Genomic DNA, 18664 nt, shown 5'->3' with positions numbered 1-18664 from the left:
GGCTGATCGGCGCCGGCCCCTGGGCCCGCGCCATGCACGCGCGGATCCTGGCCGCCGGGCCCGAGACCCGGCTCACCGCCGTCTGGGCCCGCCGGACCGAGGCCGCCCGCGAGATCGCCGCCACCTACGGCGCGGCGACGGCCGGCAGCCCCGAGGAACTCTTCGACCGCTGCGAGGCCGTGGCCTTCGCCGTGCCGCCCGCCGTCCAGGCCGAACTGGCCGTACGGGCCGCCAAGGCCGGCAAGGCCCTGTTGCTGGAGAAGCCGCTCGGCCCCGACCTGGCCTCGGCACGCGCGGTCGCCGAAGCCGTCGCCGAGGCCGGTGTCGTCTCCCAGATGGTGCTGACCAAGCGCTACCAGGCCGAGACCCGCGCCTTCCTGCGGCGCGCACGGGAGGCCGAGGTCACCGGCGCCCGGTCCTGCTACCTGCACGGGGCTTTCCTCGGCGGGGAGTTCGCCACCGGCTGGCGCCTGGAACAGGGCGCCCTGCTCGACCTCGGTCCGCACCTGATCGACCTCCTCGACGCGGCCGTCGGCCCCATCACCTCGATCCGCGCCACCGGCGACCCCCGGCGATGGGTCGAGGTCACCTGCGAGCACGAGAACGGGGCGGTCAGCCAGGCCTCCCTCTCCGGCAGCGTCCGGCTGGCCAAGCCGCGCACCCGGATCGAACTCCTCGGCCCCGGCGGAGAGCTCGTCTACGACACCTCCGCCATCGACCACGAGGAGGGCTGGCCCGTCCTGCGCGCCGAGTTCGCCGCCGCCGTGCGCTCCGGCCGCGCGGGCGAGCTCGACGCGCGACGGGGACTGCGCCTGCAGGAGCTCATCGACGCCGCGGTGCGCTGATATCCGGCGGGTATCACAGGGCGGGGAACAGGTCTTGGACGCGGTACCCGCCCCGCCCGAAGACTCGGAGGTGTCACAGGACACCACGAGAGAGGCGAGCGTCATGAAGGTCTTCCTCACCGGAGGCTCCGGCTACATCGGACGGGCCACCATCGAGGCCCTGGTGCGCCGGGGGATCCAGGTCGCGGCCCTCGCGCGCAGCGAGGAATCGGTCCGGGTCGTCCGCGGGCTCGGAGCCGTACCCGTGCCGGGGGCCCTGACCGAGACGGACGTGCTGCGGGCAGCCGCGCGCGCCGCCGACGGGGTCATCCACATGGGCCAGCACTACGGTCCCGACACCGCCGAGGTCGACCGGGCGGCGGCCGAGGCACTGCAGGACGGCGCCGGGCCGCGCCCGTACGTGCACACCGGCGGGGTGTGGGTCTACGGCGACACCGACGGCGTGGCCGACGAGGACGCCCCGCTGTCGCCGCCCCGCATCACCGCCTGGCGGATGGAGAACGAGAAGCGCGTCCTGGCCCGGGCCGGGACCGGCGAACGGCCGGTCGTGGTCATGCCCGGCCTGGTCCACGGCCGCTCCGGCGGGCTCGTAGAGATGTTCTACGCGGCCCCCGGCCGGGAGACCGGCTCCGTGCCCTGCGTCGGCGACGGCGCCAACCACTGGTCGACCGTGCACGTCGACGACGTCGCCGAGCTGTACGTACTGGCCCTGAACGCCGCGCCCGGCTCGGTGTACGCCGGGGTCGGCGATCTTTACCCGACCCAGGCGGAGATCGCCCACGCGGTGAGCCGGGCGATCGGCCACCCCGGGTCGGTCCGGCACGTGACCGAGGCGGAGGCCGAGGAGCGGATGGGCCCCATCGCGGAGGCCTTCGCCCTCGACCAGCGGCTCACCGGCGCCCGGGCCCGCCGGGAGCTGGGCTGGCGTCCCTCCCGGCTCGACCTCGCGGCCGACCTCGCCCGCCCCTGAGCCTCCCCGCTGAGGAGTGCGGGCGGGGCGGATACGCTCGGATGTGTCCGTCCCGGTGAGCAGGCGAGGAGGGGCCCGTGGATCTGGATCTGCGCAAGCTGCGGTACTTCGTCGCGGTGGCCGAGGAGTTGCACTTCGGGAGGGCGGCGCAGCGCCTGCACATCGCGCAGCCCGTGCTGTCGCGGCAGATCAGGGCGCTGGAGGACGAACTCAAGGTGCGGTTGTTCTCCCGCGACCGCCGCAGCACCGAGCTCACCCCGGCCGGCACGCAACTCCTGGCCGACGCCGGACCGCTCCTGGCGGCCGCCGACGCCACCCGCCGGCGCGTCGCCCGGGCGGCCCGCGGCCTCGCCTCCTTCACCGTGGGCTTCATGCCCGGACTGATCGTCACGAGTGCCGTGCGGGAACTCTCCCGCCGGCACCCGGACCTGTCGGTCGACGTCGTCAGGACGAACTGGGACGACCAGACGGAGGTGATCCTCGACGGACGCGTCGACATCGGCTACGTCAGGATGCCCGTCGACACCCGCGGCCTGGCGACCCGCAGCCTCCTCGCCGAACCCCGCGTCGCCGTCCTGCCCGCGGACCACCCCTACGCGGGCAAGCCCGCCCTGCGCATCGCGGACCTCGCCGACGAGCACCTCCTCCAGGACCCCGCCGCCGTCCCCGAGTGGCGGGACATCGCGCGCGAGCTCGCCGCCCCGCGGCAGCGGCCGGCCGTCCCGGGCTTCCGTTCCGTCGAGGAGAAGCTGGAGAGCGTGGCGGCGGGCCGCGGCGTCGTCGTGCTGCCGCTCTCCACCGCGACGTACTACACCCGCGCCGACATCGCCCACGTCGCGATCGAGGACATCGGTCCCAACCGCGTGTTCCTGGCGTGGGACGGCACCCGGCACGACCCGCTCATCGAGGAGTTCGCCGACATCGCCGTCGCCCGCGCCGACTCGTCCGCCTGACCGCTGAACGGTTTCCGCACCCGCTCCGTACTGAGGGCACGGGGACGAGAGGAGAAGCCCCGCGCGAAGGCGCGACGGGGCGGCGGAGCGGGAGAGAGACGCCGATGAAGCTTGACGTGGTGGGGGAGCCGGGGCCGACGGGCCTCGCGGACGAGTCCGACGTCTGGGTGGAGAACTGGGGAGCGCAGGCCATGTGCCGGATGGAGGACCCGGACGTGCTGTTCGTCCAGGGCGCCGCCCAAAAGCGCGTCAAGGCCGTGTGCGGCGGATGCCCCGTGCGCACCGAATGCCTGGCCGACGCCCTCGACAACCGTACCGAGTTCGGGATCTGGGGCGGTATGACGGAACGTGAGCGCCGCGCCCTGCTGCGCCGCCGCCCCACCGTGACCTCCTGGCGCACCCTGCTGCGGACGGCGCGTCAGGCCTACGAGCGGGGTCCGCGGCAGGCCTCGGCCTGAACACCGGAGCCGGAGGGCCGGGCCCGCCGGGCCCGGCCCGGCGGCCTCGCGGCGACCGGAGGGCCGCCCCTCAGGCCGGGGCCCCGTCGCCCTTCATCGCCGCGGCGATGGGCCGGTCCTCGACGTAGGCGTCGAACCCGACGATCGTGCCCTCCTCGACGGTGAAGACGTGCACGACCGCGGAGTCGAAGGCCTGGCCGGTGCCGCGTCCGGAGCCCTGGGTCCGCCCCACGGCGACGACCTGGCCGCCGGCCTCGAAGAGCCGCTCGATCTCGATGCGGCTCTCGATCAGGTCGAAGGTCTTCCTGAAGAACGCGGCGAAACCGGCGAGTCCGGAATACGTGCCGCCGTAGGGTACGGCCTCGGTCACCCGGATCCGGATCCCGGGGGAGGCGATGGCCGCCAGCGTGTCGCGGTCGGAGCGCAGCATCGCGTCATACATCGCCTCGGCGACCTCGCGTGGGGCCGAGGTCCCGGATCCGGGTGTCTCGGGCATGGCGATCTCCTGAGGTGATTCAAGGATCAACTGTTGGGAAGGTTGTCGGATCGTAGGCGAGCATAGGGGAGTCGTGGACCCGCTCGCCGGGCTGTCCACGGACTGTCCAACGGCGCGGGCCTCAGAGGGTCTTGATCAGGCCGCCGTCGATGGTGAAGTCCGCGCCCGTGACGTTCCCGGTGCGGTCGCTGGCGAGCATGAGGACGAGGTCCGCCACCTCCTCCGGCGTGGTGAGGCGTCCCGTGGCGAGACCGCCGAGGCCGGCGAGGAGTTCCGCGACCGCGCTGTCGAGGTCCTTGCCCATGGCCTGGGCCACCTGGTCGGCCATTCCGTTCTCGCCGGTCCAGATGTCGGTGGACACCGGCCCCGGGGCGATCGAGTTGACCCGGACCCCGAGCGGGCCGACCTCCTTGGACAGCGCCTTGGAGAAGTTGGTCAGGGCCGCCTTGGACGCGGTGTAGTCGATCACGCCGGGGTCGGGCAGGAAGGCGTTCACCGAGCTGACCGTGACGACGGCCCCGCGGGATTCCAGCAGTCCGGGCAGCGCGGCGCGGCAGGCCCGCACCGCGCTCATGAGGTTGAGGTTCATGGTCGCCAGCCACTCCTCGTCGGTGACCGACAGGAAGCCGCCGAGCCGCGGCTGGACGGCGCCGACGTTGTTGACCAGGACGTCGATCCCGCCGAACCGCTCCCCCGCGGTCGCGACCAGCCGCTGGACGCCTTCCTGGGTCGCGAGGTCCCCGGCCACGGGCACGACGTCGTACGACCCGACGAGCTCGGCCAGGCCCGCCCCCGGGGTGCGGGCGCCGGCGACCACGCGCGCGCCCTCCTCCGCGAAGGCGCGGACGGTGGCGAGCCCGATGCCCCGGCTGGCTCCGGTGACGACGACGGTCTTGTCCTTGAGGTGCAGGTCCATGGCGAGCCTTTCTTGATTGATTGATACAGATCCCGGGCCCGGTCGCGGGTGGTGCGTTCCGGGTCGATGGTTGAAGGCTAAACCAATCTGGATCGTCCGATCAAGTAATTCCGGCCCGGCGTGACGCGCCCCACGGGGACGTGCGCCAGCCGGGGCCGCACCGGGCCGCCCGCTCCCGCCAGGCGGGCCGCGTCACCCGAGCCCGTCGAGGAAGGCGGTCATCGCCTGGCGCAGCGCGTCAGGGCGCTCCAGATGGAGGTCGTGGCCCGTCCCGGGGACGCCGACGGCCACCGCCCGCGGCTGCCGACGGCACATCTCCTCGGCCTCCTCGGCCCCGATGATCCCCTTCTCGGCCAGGACGACCAGCGTCGGGCACCGCAGCGCGTCCCACTCCGCCCAGAAGTCCCGCTCCGCGTTCTCCCGCAGGGACGCGACCATCACGTCCCGGTCGAAGCGCGGCCACCAGCCGTCCTCGCGCCGCTCCAGGCCCTGCGCCCAGCCCCTGCCGACCGGGCCGCCGCCGAGGAAGGCCGCGGCGGACTCCACCGAGGGGAACGGCACCGGCCAGGAGTCCAGCCACGCCCCGATGTCCCCGGGAACGTCCGGGTTGGGGCCACCGGGACCCGCCTCGACCAGCACCAGGGCCCGGACCAGGTCCGGACGGGCCGCGGCGGTCAGCATCGCGGTGTGGCCGCCGAGCGACTGGCCCACCAGGATCACCGGCCCGGTCGCCGACTCCTCGATGACGGCGGCGGCGTCGGCGACGTAGGCCGCGCGGGAGACGTCCCCGGGACGCCGCTCGGAGGCGCCGTGCCCCCGCTGGTCCACGGCGACCACGCGATGACGCGGGCTCAGCCACCGTGCGGTGTCGTCCCACTCGCCCGCGTGGCCGGCCAGGCCGTGCAGCAGGACCACCGACGGCCCCGGACCGGGCCGGTCCCGGCACTCCAGCCGTACGCCGTCGCGGACCACGGTCATCCGGGACCACGTCATCACGAACCCCCCTTCCCCCGGCACGGAGGGCCCGCGCCGCGTGTTGTCGCCCCGCACCCTGCCGGACACGGCGGGCGCCCGCAAACAGCCCCCCGGCCCGCCAGGAGAAGCGGCCTCCGGGTGCCTTTCGGCGGTTTCTTCCCGGCCGCCCACCCCGGTGGTACGGTCCGGTCCAGTCGTGGCCCCGTCCGGAGGGTGACGAGACGCACCCGAGGACGACCGGCGAGGGAGAGGCGCGACGTGAGACGGATGACGGCCCGTCCGGCGAACGGGCACCAGGCGCGAGTGCTGCGCCTGTTGCGCGACGCGGGCCCGCAGTCGCGGGCGGTACTCGGCGACCAGGTGGAACTCTCCCGGTCCAAACTGGCGGTCGAGGTCGACCGCCTCCTGGAGACGGGCCTCGTGGTCCCCGACGGCCTCGCCGCCTCCCGCGGTGGACGGCCCTCCCACAACGTGCGCCTCGCGCCCTCGCTGCGCTTCCTGGGCGTGGACATCGGCGCCACCTCGGTCGACGTCGCCGTCACCAACGCCGAGCTGGAGGTGCTCGGCCACCGTGCCGCGCGGTTCGACGTGCGCGAGGGGCCGGTCGCCGTGTTCGAGCAGGTGCTGGCGATGGCGGCCGAACTGCGCGCCACAGGCGCCGCGGAGAGCTTCGACGGGGCGGGGATCGGGGTGCCCGGGCCGGTGCGGTTCCCCGAGGGCGTGCCGGTCGCCCCTCCGATCATGCCCGGCTGGGACGGGTTCCCCGTTCGGGAGGCCATGAGCCAGGAACTCGGCTGTCCCGTCCTGGTCGACAACGACGTGAACCTCATGGCGCTGGGGGAACAGCACGCCGGGGTCGCCCGCTCCGTGCGGGACTTCCTCTTCGTCAAGATCGGGACCGGCATCGGCTGCGGCATCGTCGTGGGCGGGCAGGTCTACCGCGGGGTCACCGGCAGCGCCGGGGACATCGGTCACATCCAGGTGGTGCCGGGCGGCATCTCCTGCGCCTGCGGCAACCACGGCTGTCTTGAGGCCTACTTCGGCGGGAGTGCCCTGGCCCGGGACGCGGCCGCCACGGCGGCCGCCGGGGAATCCGCGGCGCTCGCCGGCCGGCTGGCCGCTGCGGGGACGCTCACCTCCGCCGACGTGGCGGCCGCCGCGGCGGGCGGGGACGGTGCCGCGCTCGACCTCATCCGGCAGGGCGGCAACCGCACGGGCCAGGTCATCGCCGGCCTGGTGAGCTTCTTCAACCCCGGGCTCGTCGTGATCGGCGGCGGTCTCACCGGTCTGGGGCACACCCTCCTGGCGAGCATCCGCAGCCAGGTGTACGGCCAGTCGCTGCCGCTGGCCACCGGCAACCTGCCGATCGTCCTCAGTGAACTCGGCCCGACCGCGGGCGTGGTCGGGGCCACCCGCCTGATCAGCGACCACGTCTTCTCGCCGGTGTGACCCACGGCGGGCACCGCCCGCCGTGGCGGACCCGCCCCGCCCCCGGTCCGCCACGTCGCCTCCGTGCGTGCCGTTCCTGGCGCGCCCACGCCCCCTGCCCCGCAGGTGAGTTGACCTCTTCCGGACTTTGTCCTGGAACCGGGAAAAGACCTTGCCGATTCCTGCGCAACTTCTTCCCCCACTGGGCAGGCGCTGCTACTTTCCCATCGAAAGCCTGACGGAGCGGGACCGGCCGACGCCGGTCCGGTATCCCCATGCCGACGGCCGGGGGAGGTGAGGGGCACATGAGACGCATGACAGCTCGACCCGCCAACGCGCATCAGGCGCGGCTCCTGCGGCTGCTCCGTGACGGCGGTCCCAACTCCCGTGCCCAGATGGGGGACCAGATCGACCTGTCCCGTTCCAAGCTCGCCGTCGAGGTCGACCGGCTGCTGGAGACGGGTCTGGTCGTCGCGGACGGCCTGGCCGCCTCGCGCGGCGGGCGGCGTTCGCACAACATCAGGCTCGCCCCGGGCCTGCGCTTCCTCGGCGTCGACATCGGCGCCACCTCGGTCGACGTCGCCGTCACCAACGCCGAGCTGGAGGTGCTCGGCCACCTCAACCACCCGATGGACGTCCGCGAGGGACCGGTCGCCGTCTTCGAGCGGATCCTCGAAATGGCCGCCAAACTCAAGGCCGCCGGCCTCGCCGAGGGCTTCGACGGCGCGGGCATCGGGGTACCGGGACCGGTGCGGTTCCCCGAGGGCGTCCCCGTCGCCCCTCCGATCATGCCCGGCTGGGACGGCTTCCCGGTCCGCGAGGCACTCAGCCAGGAACTGGGCTGCCCCGTCATGGTCGACAACGACGTGAACCTGATGGCGATGGGGGAGCAGCACGCCGGGGTCGCCCGCTCCGTCGGCGACTTCCTCTGCGTCAAGATCGGCACCGGCATCGGCTGCGGCATCGTCGTCGGCGGAGAGGTGCACCGCGGTGTGACGGGCAGCGCCGGCGACATCGGCCACATCCGGGTCGAGGCCGACGGACGCGCCTGCGCCTGCGGCAACAAGGGCTGCCTGGAAGCCCACTTCAGCGGCGCCGCGCTCGTCCAGGACGCCCTGGAGGCGGCCAGGTCAGGGCGGTCCGCCGCCCTCGCGGCCCGGCTCGAGGCGGCCGGCCGGCTGTCCGCCGTCGACGTCGCCGCGGCGGCCGCGGTCGGTGACGCGGCGGCACTCGAACTCATCCGCGAGGGGGGCAACCGCGTCGGGCAGGTCATCGCCGGGCTCGTCAGCTTCTTCAACCCCGCACTGGTCGTGATCGGCGGCGGCGTCACCGGCCTCGGCCACACGCTGCTCGCCAGCATCCGCAGCCAGGTCTACCGCCAGTCGCTGCCCCTGGCGACGGGCAACCTCCCCATCGTCCTGGGTGAACTGGGCCCCACCGCCGGCGTGATCGGCGCGGCACGACTCATCAGCGACCACGTGTTCTCCCCGGCCTGATCCCCCCACCGGCCAAGGCTCCACCGGCACCACGGCACCACCGGCTCCACTGCACGCTCCGCACGCGCACGTGTCACCCGCACCCGCCGAGGGGATCGTCATGGCACCACAACCACCGGCACCGCCGCCCCCGACAGCAGCGCCGCTGCTCACCATGTCCGGCATCACCAAGTCCTTCCCCGGCGTCCGCGCCCTGGACGGCGTCGACCTGGACGTCCAGGCCGGCGAGGTGCACTGCCTCCTCGGCCAGAACGGCGCGGGGAAGTCCACCCTCATCAAGGTGCTCGCCGGGGCCCACCAGCCCGACGGCGGGGAGATCACCTGGCGCGGGGAACCGGTGTCGCTGAAGTCGCCGATCGCCGCCATGCGGCTCGGCATCGCGACCATCTACCAGGAACTCGACCTGGTCGAGGGGCTGTCCGTGGCCGAGAACGTCTTCCTCGGCCACGAACCGACCACCGCCGGCTTCGTCGTGCGTGGACGCGACGCGCGCCGCGAGGCGGCCGTCCTGCTGCGCCGGCTCGGCCACCCCGAGATCGACCCCGCCCGCCGCGTCGGTGACCTTTCGGCCGCACAGCGGCAGATCGTCTCGATGGCCCGGGCACTCTCCCACGACGTGCGCCTCATCGTCATGGACGAGCCGTCCGCCGCGCTGGACCCCGAGGAGACCGACAACCTGCTGCGCATCGTCGGGCAGCTGACCGCCGACGGCGTCGCGGTCGTCTACATCTCCCACCGGCTGGAGGAGATCCGCCGCGTCGGCGACCGGGTCACCGTCCTGAAGGACGGCCGCGCCGTCGCCGGCGGACTCCCCGCCAAGTCCATGCCGACGCGCGACATCGTCGCCCTCATGACGGGCCGTGACGTCGAGTACGTCTTCCCGCCGCGTCCTGCGGGCCCGCGCTCCGGCGACCCCGTCCTGCGGGTCGAAGGGCTCGCCCGCGACGGCGAGTTCGCCGCCGTGGACCTGGAAGTGCGCCCGGGGGAGATCGTCGGGCTCGCCGGACTCGTGGGCTCCGGACGGTCGGAGATCCTCGAGACGCTCTACGGCGCCAGGAAGCCCACCGCCGGCCGGGTGACCGTCGACGGCCGACCCCTCAAACCCGGCAGCGTCCGCTCCGCCGTCCGCGCCGGTCTGGGACTGGCGCCCGAGGAGCGCAAGGCGCAGGCGCTGCTGATGCTGGAGTCCGTCACGCGCAACGTGTCGGTGTCCACGCTCGCCCGCTTCTCCCGGGCCGGCTGGCTCGACCGCAGGGAGGAACGACGGGCCGCCCGGGAGTCCACCCGGTCACTGTCGCTGCGGCCCGACAACCCCGACGCACGGGTGCGCACCCTGTCCGGCGGCAACCAGCAGAAGGCCGTCCTGGCCCGCTGGCTGCTGCGCGGCTGCCGCGTCCTGCTGCTGGACGAGCCGACCCGCGGCGTCGACGTGGGCGCCCGCGCCGAGCTGTACGCGGTGATCCGCCGGCTCGCCGACGACGGGCTCGCCGTACTCCTCGTCTCCAGCGAGGTCCCCGAAGTCCTGGGGCTCGCGGACCGGGTGCTGGTGCTCCGTGAGGGACGCGTCGTGCACACGGCGCCCGCGACGGAGCTGGACGAACACCGCGTACTCGACCTCGTCATGGAAGGGAGCCCGAGCTGATGACACAGCCCGCTTCCCAGGCCCCGCAGGCACCGACGCCGCCCGCGGACACGTCCCCCGTCACGAAGGGCGGCAGCCGGCGTCCGGCGCTGGGGCTCCACGCCGACGTCCGCAACCTGTCCCTGCTCGGCGTCCTCGCCGCCCTCGTCCTCGTCGGGGGCATCACGCAGCCCGACGCCTTCCTGGACGTCTCCAACCTCCAACTGGTGCTCACCCAGGCGTCCGTCATCGGTGTCGTCACCGTCGGCATGACCTTCGTGATCACCAGCGGGGGCATCGACCTGTCCGTCGGCGCGATCGTCGCGCTCTCCTCCGTGTGGGCGACGACCCTCGCCACCCAGGAGTACGGCTTCGCGGGCATCCTCTTCACCGCGATCGCCGTCGGCGTCGGCTGTGGGCTGGTCAACGGGGTGCTCATCGCCTACGGCGGCATGGTGCCGTTCATCGCGACCCTCGCCATGTTCGCCTCGGCACGCGGGCTCGCCCTGCAGCTCACCGACGGCAAGACGCAGATCGTCACCGTGGCCTCGGTGCTCGACCTCGGTCTTCCCGACGCCTACATCCTCGGCATCCCGCCGTTGGTGCTGGTCTTCGCCGCGGTCACCGTCGCCGGTTGGCTGGTGCTGAACCGGACGACGTTCGGGCGCCGGACCGTGGCCGTCGGCGGCAACGCGGAAGCGGCCCGCCTCGCCGGCATCGACGTCCGCCGCCAGCGGCTCTACCTCTACCTGCTGTCCGGGCTGTGCTGCGGCATCGCGGCGTTCCTTCTGATCATCCTGTCCGGCTCCGGCCAGAACACCAACGGCAACCTCTACGAACTCGACGCCATCGCCGCGGCGATCATCGGCGGCACGCTGCTCAGCGGCGGCCGCGGCACGATCGTCGGCTCCGTCCTCGGCGTCCTGGTGTTCATCACCATCCAGAACATCTTCGCCCTCAACAACCTGGAGAGCGCCGTCCAGCAGATCGCCAAGGGAGCGATCATCGTGGCCGCCGTCCTGGTCCAGCGCAGCACCGTGCGCAACGGCGACGGCTGACACATCCCCGTCGCCCGCCCCGCTCCAACCCGACAACCCGCACGCGCCCCGCACGCCCTATCCCGGAGGGTTTCACCGCCATGCCACGAATCCCGGTCACCAGCCGCAGAGGACTGCTCTTCGGCGCCGCCGCCGTCTCCGCCGGAGCGGCCCTCACCGCCTGCACCAGCAACGAGCCGAAGAAGGCGGACACGGCCGCCACCAAGGCCCCGGCCGCCGACGACAAGCCCGGCACGCCGGTCACGATCGGCTTCGCCGGCCCGCAGGCCGACCACGGCTGGCTCAACGCCATCAACCAGAACGCCAAGGACCGCGCCGCGAAGTACTCCGAGGTGACGCTGGAGATCACCGAGGGCTCCAACGACACCGCCGCCCAGATCGGGCAGATCCAGACGCTGATCAACAAGAAGGTCGACGTCCTGGTCATCCTGCCGGCCGACGGCAAGGCCCTCACCCAGGTGGGCCTGCAGGCCATGAAGGCCGGCATCCCGGTGATCAACCTGGACCGGATCTTCGCCTCCCCGCAGGCGTACCGCTGCTGGATCGGCGGCGACAACTACGGCATGGGGCTCAACGCCGGCCGCTACATCGGCGAGCAGCTCAAGGACAAGCCGGACGCCAAGGTCGTCGAACTCGCCGGCATCGACAACCTGGAGCTGACCCGGCAGCGCACCCAGGGCTTCGACGACGCCCTGAAGAACTACCCCAACATCAGGAAGGTGGCCCGGCAGGCCGCCGAGTTCACCGTCGAGACCGGCCAGGCCAAGATGGCCCAGCTGCTGCAGGCGCAGAAGCAGTTCGACGCGCTGTGGAACCACGACGACGACCAGGGCGTCGGTGCCCTGCGTGCCATCGCGCAGGCGGGCCGTGACGAGTTCTTCATGGTCGGCGGTGCCGGGTCCAAGTCGGCGATGGACGCCATCAAGGCCGACAACGGCGTGCTGAAGGCGACCGTCCTGTACCCGCCCACCATGGCCGCCTCCGCCATCGACCTGGCCCGTGCGCTCGGCCAGAAGAAGGGCGTCGGCGGGATGTCGGAGCTGGAGATCCCCGCGTCGATCACCCTGTACTCGGCCGTCGTCACCAAGGAGAACGTCGACGAGTACCTGCCGACGGGCTTCATCTAACAGATCCGCCCCGCCCGTCCGAACCGAGCAACCGACGAGGAGCAACGGCATGGCTGATATGGCCGGCAAGGAAGACAGTGAGGCAGGGGCCGCTTCGCCGGCGCTCGGCATCGGCATGGTCGGCTACGCCTTCATGGGCGCCACCCACTCCCACGCGTGGCGCACCGTGGGCCGCGTGTTCGACCTGCCGATGAGGCCCGTCATGGCCGCGATCGGCGGCAGGGACGAGGGGGCGGTGCGGGCCGCGGCCGCCCGGCACGGCTGGGCCGCCGCGGAGACGGACTGGCGGGCGCTGGTGGACCGGGACGACGTCCAGCTGGTGGACGTGTGCACCCCCGGTGACAGCCACGCCGAGATCGCCGTCGCGGCGCTCGAGGCGGGCAAGCACGTCCTGTGCGAGAAGCCGCTGGCCAACTCGGTCGCCGAGGCGGAGGCCATGGCCGCGGCGGCCGAGCGGGCGGCCGCCCGCGGCCAGGTGGCCATGGTCGGCTTCAACTACCGGCGGGTGCCCGCGGTCGCCTACGCCCGCCGGCTCATCGCGGACGGGAGGGTCGGCACCATCCGCCACGTGCGGGTGACCTACCTCCAGGACTGGCTCGTCGACCCGGACTTCCCGCTGACCTGGCGGCTGAAGCGCGAGTACGCGGGCTCCGGGGCGCTCGGTGACCTCGGCGCGCACGCCGTCGACCTCGCGCAGTACCTGGCGGGGGAGCCCCTGGTGGGCGTCTCGGCGCTCACCGAGACGTTCGTACGGGAGCGGCCCGAGCTGGCCGGCACCTCGTCGGGGCTGTCGGGCGCCGGGAGCACGCGGCGGGGTCCGGTCACCGTCGACGACGCGGCGCTGTTCACCGGGCGGCTGGCCTCGGGGGCGCTCGCCTCCTTCGAGGCCACCCGGATGGCCTCGGGGCGCAAGAACGCCCTGCGGCTGGAGATCAACGGCGAGCACGGCTCGCTCGCCTTCGACCTGGAGCGGCTGAACGAGCTGTCGTTCCACGACCACACCGAGGCCGCCGACTCGGCCGGCTTCCGGCGGATCCTGGTGACCGAGCCGGGCCATCCGTACCTGGAGGCGTGGTGGCCGCCCGGCCACGCGCTCGGCTACGAGCACACCTTCACCCACCAGGCGCGCGACCTCGTCCTCGGGATCGCCGAAGGGGTCACCCCGGCGCCGTCGTTCGCCGACGGCCTGCAGGTGCAGCGGGTCCTGGCGGCGGTGGAGGAGAGCGCCGAGAAGAACGCCGTCTACACCCCCGTCCCCGCCTGACCACGCCCGTATCGAGGAGGCCCTCGCCGTGCCACGACCCTTCACCCTCTTCACCGGCCAGTGGGCCGACCTGCCCCTGGAGGAGGTCTGCCGACTCGCTCGCGACTTCGGTTACGACGGTCTCGAACTCGCCTGCTGGGGCGACCACTTCGAGGTCGACAAGGCCCTGGCCGACCCCGCCTACCTGGACGGGCGGCGGGCGCTGCTCGACAAGTACGGCCTGAAGTGCTGGGCGGTCTCCAACCACCTGGTCGGACAGGCCGTCTGCGACAACCCGATCGACGAGCGCCACAAGGGGATCCTGCCGGCCCGGATCTGGGGCGACGGTGAGCCGGAGGGCGTCCGGCAGCGGGCCGCGCGCGAGCTGGCCGACACCGCCCGCGCCGCGGCCGCCTTCGGGGTGCGCACCGTCATCGGCTTCACCGGCTCGTCGATCTGGCACCTGGTCGCCATGTTCCCGCCGGTCCCGGAGCGGATGATCGAGCGCGGCTTCGAGGACTTCGCCGAGCGGTGGAACCCGGTCCTGGACGTCTTCGACGCCGAGGGGGTCCGCTTCGCCCACGAGGTCCACCCGGCCGAGATCGCCTACGACTACTGGACCACGCACCGCGCGCTGGAGGCCGTCGGCCACCGGCCGGCCTTCGGGCTGAACTTCGACCCGAGCCACTTCGTGTGGCAGGACCTCGACCCCGTCGGGTTCCTGTGGGACTTCAAGGACCGCATCTACCACGTCGACTGCAAGGAGGCCCGCAAGCGCCTCGACGGCCGCAACGGGCGCATGGGCTCCCACCTGCCGTGGGGCGACCCGCGGCGCGGCTGGGACTTCGTCTCGGCCGGGCACGGCGACGTGCCGTGGGAGGACGTGTTCCGGATGCTCCGGTCGATCGGATACGACGGCCCGATCTCCGTCGAGTGGGAGGACGCCGGGATGGACCGCCTCGTGGGCGCCCCGGAAGCGCTTTCCCTCCTGAAGCGGTACGACTTCGACCCGCCGGCGGCGTCCTTCGACGCCGCGTTCGGAGGCAACGACTAGGCGTCACCGCAGGTCACAGCGCACACCCCGCAGCCCGGCGGCCACCGCCGCCGGGCCCGTCGGGCTGCCCGGGTCCAGCTTTGTCCTGACGCTGGAGAAAGTTCAACTTATTCACCGCGCAAGGCCTTTCGGTTCCGGACGAACCCGGCTACCGTCCCTGAGGTGTACAGGACACAGGCCGGAAACACAGGGCCGGTCCTGAGCGGCACCCGACCAGCGTGACGGCGCACGCCGGTCCCCGGATCTTCCGCACGGCAGCTGCATCCGCCCGTACGACCTTCCCGGAGGACACACGTGCACAGACAACGGCCCGGAGCATCCAGAACCCGATTCCGGCAGGGACTCGCGCTCCTCACCGGCGGCCTGCTCGCCGCCACGTCCCTCGTCATCTCCGCCCCCTTGGGCGCCTCGGCCCGGCCCCTCGATACGGAGCCCGTGGCCGCGGCGGCGGAGGAGTTCCAGCAGGTCACCCTCGCCAAGGGGGAGCCCGAGACGGGCGAGCCCATGTCCCTCGCGGTCCTTCCCGACCGCAGCGTGCTGCACACCTCGCGCGACGGCGAGCTGCGAAGGACCGACGCCGCCGGCACCACCACCGTGATCGGAACGGTCCCCGTCTACACGCACGACGAGGAGGGCCTCCAGGGCGTCGGCATCGACCCGGACTTCAGCGAGAACCGGGCGATCTTCCTCTACTACGCGCCCCCGCTCGACACCCCCGCAGGCGACGCCCCCGACCAGGGGACGGCCGAGGACTTCGCCAAGTTCGACGGCGTCAACCGGCTCTCGCGCTTCACGCTGAACGCCGACTGGACCCTCGACAACGCCAGTGAGAAGAAGGTCCTCGACGTCGCCACGACCCGCGGCATCTGCTGCCACGTCGGCGGTGACATCGACTTCGACGCCCAGGGCAACCTGTACCTGTCGACCGGCGACGACTCCAACCCCTTCGCCTCCGACGGCTACGCGCCCATCGACGACCGCCCGGGCCGCAACCCCGCCTACGACGCCCGCCGCACCTCCGGCAACACCAACGACCTGCGCGGCAAGCTGCTGCGGATCAAGGTCGCCGGCGACGGTTCGTACACGATCCCCGAGGGCAACCTCTTCGCCCCGGGCACGGACAAGACCCGGCCCGAGATCTACGCCATGGGCTTCCGCAACCCGTTCCGCTTCAGCGTCGACAAGAAGACCGGCATCGCCTACGTCGGCGACTACGGACCCGACGCCGGCGCGGCCGACCCCAAGCGCGGCCCCGGCGGCCAGGTCGAGTTCGCCCGTGTGACGAAGGCCGGCAACTTCGGCTGGCCCTTCTGCACCGGCGACAACGACCCGTACGTCGACTACGACTTCGCGACCGGGCAGTCCGGCGCGACCTTCGACTGCGCCGCGCCGAAGAACGACTCGCCGTACAACACGGGCCTGACCGACCTGCCGCCCGCGCAGGCCGCGTGGATCCCCTACGACGGCGGTTCCGTGCCCGAGTTCGGCTCCGGCTCCGAGTCCCCGATGGGCGGCCCCGTCTACCGGTACGACCCCGAACTGGACTCCCCGGTGAAGTTCCCCGAGGCCTACGACGGCGACTTCTTCGCCGGCGAGTTCGGGCGCCGCTGGATCAAGCGCATCGACCAGGGCGAGGACGGCACGGTCCAGTCCATCAACGACGTGCCCTGGACCGGCACGCAGATCATGGACATGGCGTTCGGCCCGGACGGCGCGCTGTACGTCCTCGACTACGGCACCGCCTGGTTCGGCGGTGACGAGCACTCCGCCCTCTACCGGATCGAGAACGCCACCGACGGCCGCTCCCCGAGCGCCGAGGCGTCCGCGAACAAGACCTCGGGCACCGCACCGCTGAAGGTCACCTTCTCCTCGGCCGGCACCACCGACCCCGACGGCGACACGCTCGCCTACAGCTGGGACTTCGGGGACGGCGGCACGTCCACCGCGGCCGACCCCGCGCACACCTACCGCACGAACGGCACCTACACCGCGACCCTCAACGTGAAGGACCCGACCGGCCGCACCGCGTCCGCGAGCGTGCACGTCGTCGTCGGCAACACCGCGCCCAAGGTGACCCTGGACCTGCCCGCCGAGGGAGCCCTGTTCAGCTTCGGCGACGACATCCCGTTCAAGGTGACCGTCACCGACCCCGAGGACGGGACCGTCGACTGCTCCAAGGTCAAGGTCACCTACATCCTCGGCCACGACAGCCACGGCCACCCCGTGACCTCGGTCAACGGCTGCTCCGGCACGATCAAGACCTCCGCCGACGGCGGCCACGACCCCAACGCCAACATCTTCGGTGTCATCGACGCCGAGTACACCGATGGCGGGGGCGGCGGCCAGGAGGCGCTCGCCGGCCACGACCAGGCGCAGCTGCAGCCGCGCCACCGGCAGGCCGAGCACTTCACGGGCTCGTCCGGCGTCGACCTGTTCGACAAGGCCGAGGCCCACGGCGGCCGCACCGTCGGCAACATCGACGACAGCGACTGGATCTCCTTCAAGCCCTACAACCTCACCGGCTCCGTCCGGCTGACCGCCCGCGTCTCCTCCGGAGGCTCCGGTGGCTTCCTCGAGGTGCGCACCGGCTCGGCGACCGGCCCGATCCTGGGCTCCGCCCCCGTCCCGGTGACCGGCAGCTGGGAGACCTTCCAGGAGATCGACGTACCGCTGCGCGCCGTGCCGAAGAAGACCACCGAGCTGTTCCTGGTCTTCAAGGGCGGCTCCGGGGCGCTCTACGACCTCGACGACTTCGAGCTCTCCAACGTGCCGGCCGACCGCGCCGCCAAGCGCGTCCTGGTCTTCTCCAGGACCGCCGGGTTCCGCCACGACTCCATCCCCACCGGCGTCGCCGCGCTGAAGGAGCTCGGTGCCACCGCCAACATCACCGTCGACGCCACCGAGGAGCCGCGTCAGTTCACCAGCAACAACCTGGCGCGCTACGACGCGGTGGTGTTCCTGTCGACCACCGGTGACGTCCTCAACGCCGATCAGCAGCAGGCGTTCGAGAACTACGTCAAGGGCGGGGGCGCCTACATGGGCGTCCACGCCGCCGCCGACACCGAGTACGACTGGCCCTTCTACGGCGGTCTCGTCGGCGCCTACTTCCAGGGGCACCCGCAGATCCAGAAGGCCACCGTCCGTGCCGAGGACCACGACCACCCGGCCACCGCGCACCTCGACGAGGCCGGCTGGGAGCGCACCGACGAGTGGTACAACTACCGCACCAACCCGCGCGGCCAGGCCCGCGTCCTCGCCACCCTGGACGAGACCACCTACCAGGGCGGCACGATGAAGGGCGACCACCCGATCGCGTGGTGCCAGACCTACCAGTCCGGCCGCTCCTTCTACACCGGTCTCGGGCACACCAAGGAGTCCTACGCCGAGCCGGCCTTCCGCCAGCACCTCCTGGGCGGACTGCGCTACGCCGTCGGACAGGTCAAGGCCGACTGCAAGCCGCAGACGGGCTACCGGGACCTGTTCAACGGGCACACCTCGGAGGGCTGGAAGCAGGCGGGCCCCGGCAAGTTCAACGTCGTCGACGGTGAACTGCGCACCGAGGGCGGCATGGGCCTGCTGTGGTACCAGGCCAAGCAGTACGGCGCGTACTCCCTGAAGCTCGACTGGAAGATGGACGGCGACGACAACTCCGGTGTCTTCGTGGGCTTCCCGGCCTCCGACGACCCCTGGTCCGCGGTCGACAAGGGCTACGAGATCCAGATCGACGCCTCCGACGCCCCCGACCGCACCACCGGCTCCGTCTACAGCTTCAAGTCGGCCAACCTCAAGGCCCGCGACCAGGTGCTGCGTCCCCCGGGCCAGTGGAACAGCTACGAGATCAAGGTCCAGGGTGAACGGCTCCAGGTCTTCCTCAACGGAGTCAAGATCAACGACTTCACCAACACCGACCCCGCCCGCAGCCTGAAGGACGGCTACATCGGCCTGCAGAACCACGGGGCCGACGACCAGGTGTCCTTCCGGAACGTACAGATCAAGGAACTTCCCTCCTCGTAGGGCAGTCCCT

At 72.4% G+C, this 18664-nt stretch carries 15 protein-coding genes; 12 read left to right on the top strand and 3 right to left on the bottom strand.

All coding sequences use genetic code 11. From position 1 onward, the window contains the following. Nucleotides 1-32 precede the first annotated feature (32 nt). From ACFV3E_RS25160 to ACFV3E_RS25145, 4 genes are all read left to right on the top strand, one after another. On the top strand, nt 33-845 hold the full coding sequence (locus ACFV3E_RS25160) for a Gfo/Idh/MocA family protein (protein WP_500536780.1): 813 nt from the start codon (nt 33-35) through the stop codon (nt 843-845). A gap of 103 nt (nt 846-948) precedes the next feature. Further along, nucleotides 949-1815, top strand: coding sequence for an NAD-dependent epimerase/dehydratase family protein (locus ACFV3E_RS25155; protein WP_500536695.1), 867 nt, complete (start codon nt 949-951; stop codon nt 1813-1815). 77 nt (nt 1816-1892) lie between these two features. Next, on the top strand, nt 1893-2768 hold the full coding sequence (locus ACFV3E_RS25150; protein ID WP_500536694.1) for a LysR family transcriptional regulator: 876 nt from the start codon (nt 1893-1895) through the stop codon (nt 2766-2768). 104 nt (nt 2769-2872) lie between these two features. After that, nucleotides 2873-3226, top strand: a complete 354-nt coding sequence (locus ACFV3E_RS25145; protein WP_500536693.1) for a WhiB family transcriptional regulator — start codon at nt 2873-2875, stop codon at nt 3224-3226. A 70-nt stretch (nt 3227-3296) separates the two neighbouring features. Here the strand turns inward: ACFV3E_RS25145 and ACFV3E_RS25140 are convergent, their stop codons facing one another. The 3 genes from ACFV3E_RS25140 to ACFV3E_RS25130 all read right to left on the bottom strand — a co-directional run bounded on the left by ACFV3E_RS25140 (nt 3297) and on the right by ACFV3E_RS25130 (nt 5631). Continuing rightward, nucleotides 3297-3722 (bottom strand): nuclear transport factor 2 family protein, encoded by a 426-nt coding sequence (locus tag ACFV3E_RS25140; RefSeq protein ID WP_500536692.1) that lies wholly within the window; start codon nt 3720-3722, stop codon nt 3297-3299. Between the two features lie 121 nt (nt 3723-3843). Continuing rightward, on the bottom strand, nt 3844-4638 hold the full coding sequence (locus tag ACFV3E_RS25135) for an oxidoreductase (RefSeq protein WP_500536691.1): 795 nt from the start codon (nt 4636-4638) through the stop codon (nt 3844-3846). Between the two features lie 192 nt (nt 4639-4830). Next, on the bottom strand, nt 4831-5631 hold the full coding sequence (locus ACFV3E_RS25130) for an alpha/beta fold hydrolase (RefSeq protein WP_500536690.1): 801 nt from the start codon (nt 5629-5631) through the stop codon (nt 4831-4833). A gap of 249 nt (nt 5632-5880) precedes the next feature. On the opposite strand from ACFV3E_RS25130, the gene ACFV3E_RS25125 reads away from it, so the two are divergent. The 8 genes from ACFV3E_RS25125 to ACFV3E_RS25090 all read left to right on the top strand — a co-directional run bounded on the left by ACFV3E_RS25125 (nt 5881) and on the right by ACFV3E_RS25090 (nt 18654). Continuing rightward, nucleotides 5881-7062: an ROK family protein gene (locus ACFV3E_RS25125; RefSeq protein WP_500536779.1), complete on the top strand. Its 1182-nt coding sequence runs from the start codon at nt 5881-5883 to the stop codon at nt 7060-7062. 293 nt (nt 7063-7355) lie between these two features. Next, nucleotides 7356-8537, top strand: a complete 1182-nt coding sequence (locus ACFV3E_RS25120; RefSeq protein WP_500536689.1) for an ROK family protein — start codon at nt 7356-7358, stop codon at nt 8535-8537. Between the two features lie 100 nt (nt 8538-8637). Next, nucleotides 8638-10179: a sugar ABC transporter ATP-binding protein gene (locus ACFV3E_RS25115; RefSeq protein WP_500536688.1), complete on the top strand. Its 1542-nt coding sequence runs from the start codon at nt 8638-8640 to the stop codon at nt 10177-10179. Then, nucleotides 10179-11216 carry an ABC transporter permease gene (locus ACFV3E_RS25110; protein ID WP_500536687.1) on the top strand — a complete coding sequence of 346 codons (1038 nt, stop codon included), beginning with the start codon at nt 10179-10181 and terminating at the stop codon, nt 11214-11216. The genes ACFV3E_RS25115 and ACFV3E_RS25110 overlap by 1 nt, the downstream gene beginning before the upstream one ends. 89 nt (nt 11217-11305) lie before the next feature. Then, the gene (locus tag ACFV3E_RS25105; protein ID WP_500536778.1) at nt 11306-12343 is read left to right on the top strand and encodes a substrate-binding domain-containing protein; all 1038 of its coding nucleotides are present in this window, start codon (nt 11306-11308) and stop codon (nt 12341-12343) included. 49 nt (nt 12344-12392) lie between these two features. Continuing rightward, nucleotides 12393-13607, top strand: coding sequence for a Gfo/Idh/MocA family protein (locus ACFV3E_RS25100; RefSeq protein ID WP_500536686.1), 1215 nt, complete (start codon nt 12393-12395; stop codon nt 13605-13607). Nucleotides 13608-13635: 28 nt separating this feature from the next. After that, nucleotides 13636-14640 carry a sugar phosphate isomerase/epimerase family protein gene (locus ACFV3E_RS25095; protein ID WP_500536685.1) on the top strand — a complete coding sequence of 335 codons (1005 nt, stop codon included), beginning with the start codon at nt 13636-13638 and terminating at the stop codon, nt 14638-14640. A gap of 294 nt (nt 14641-14934) precedes the next feature. Next, nucleotides 14935-18654: a ThuA domain-containing protein gene (locus ACFV3E_RS25090; protein WP_500536684.1), complete on the top strand. Its 3720-nt coding sequence runs from the start codon at nt 14935-14937 to the stop codon at nt 18652-18654. The last annotated feature ends 10 nt before the right edge of the window (nt 18655-18664 follow it).

It is taken from the genome of Streptomyces sp. NPDC059718 (assembly GCF_042733315.1).
Classification (GTDB): domain Bacteria; phylum Actinomycetota; class Actinomycetes; order Streptomycetales; family Streptomycetaceae; genus Actinacidiphila.
Note: the sequence above shows the minus strand (reverse complement) of the source record. Positions and strands in the feature narration are given on the sequence as shown.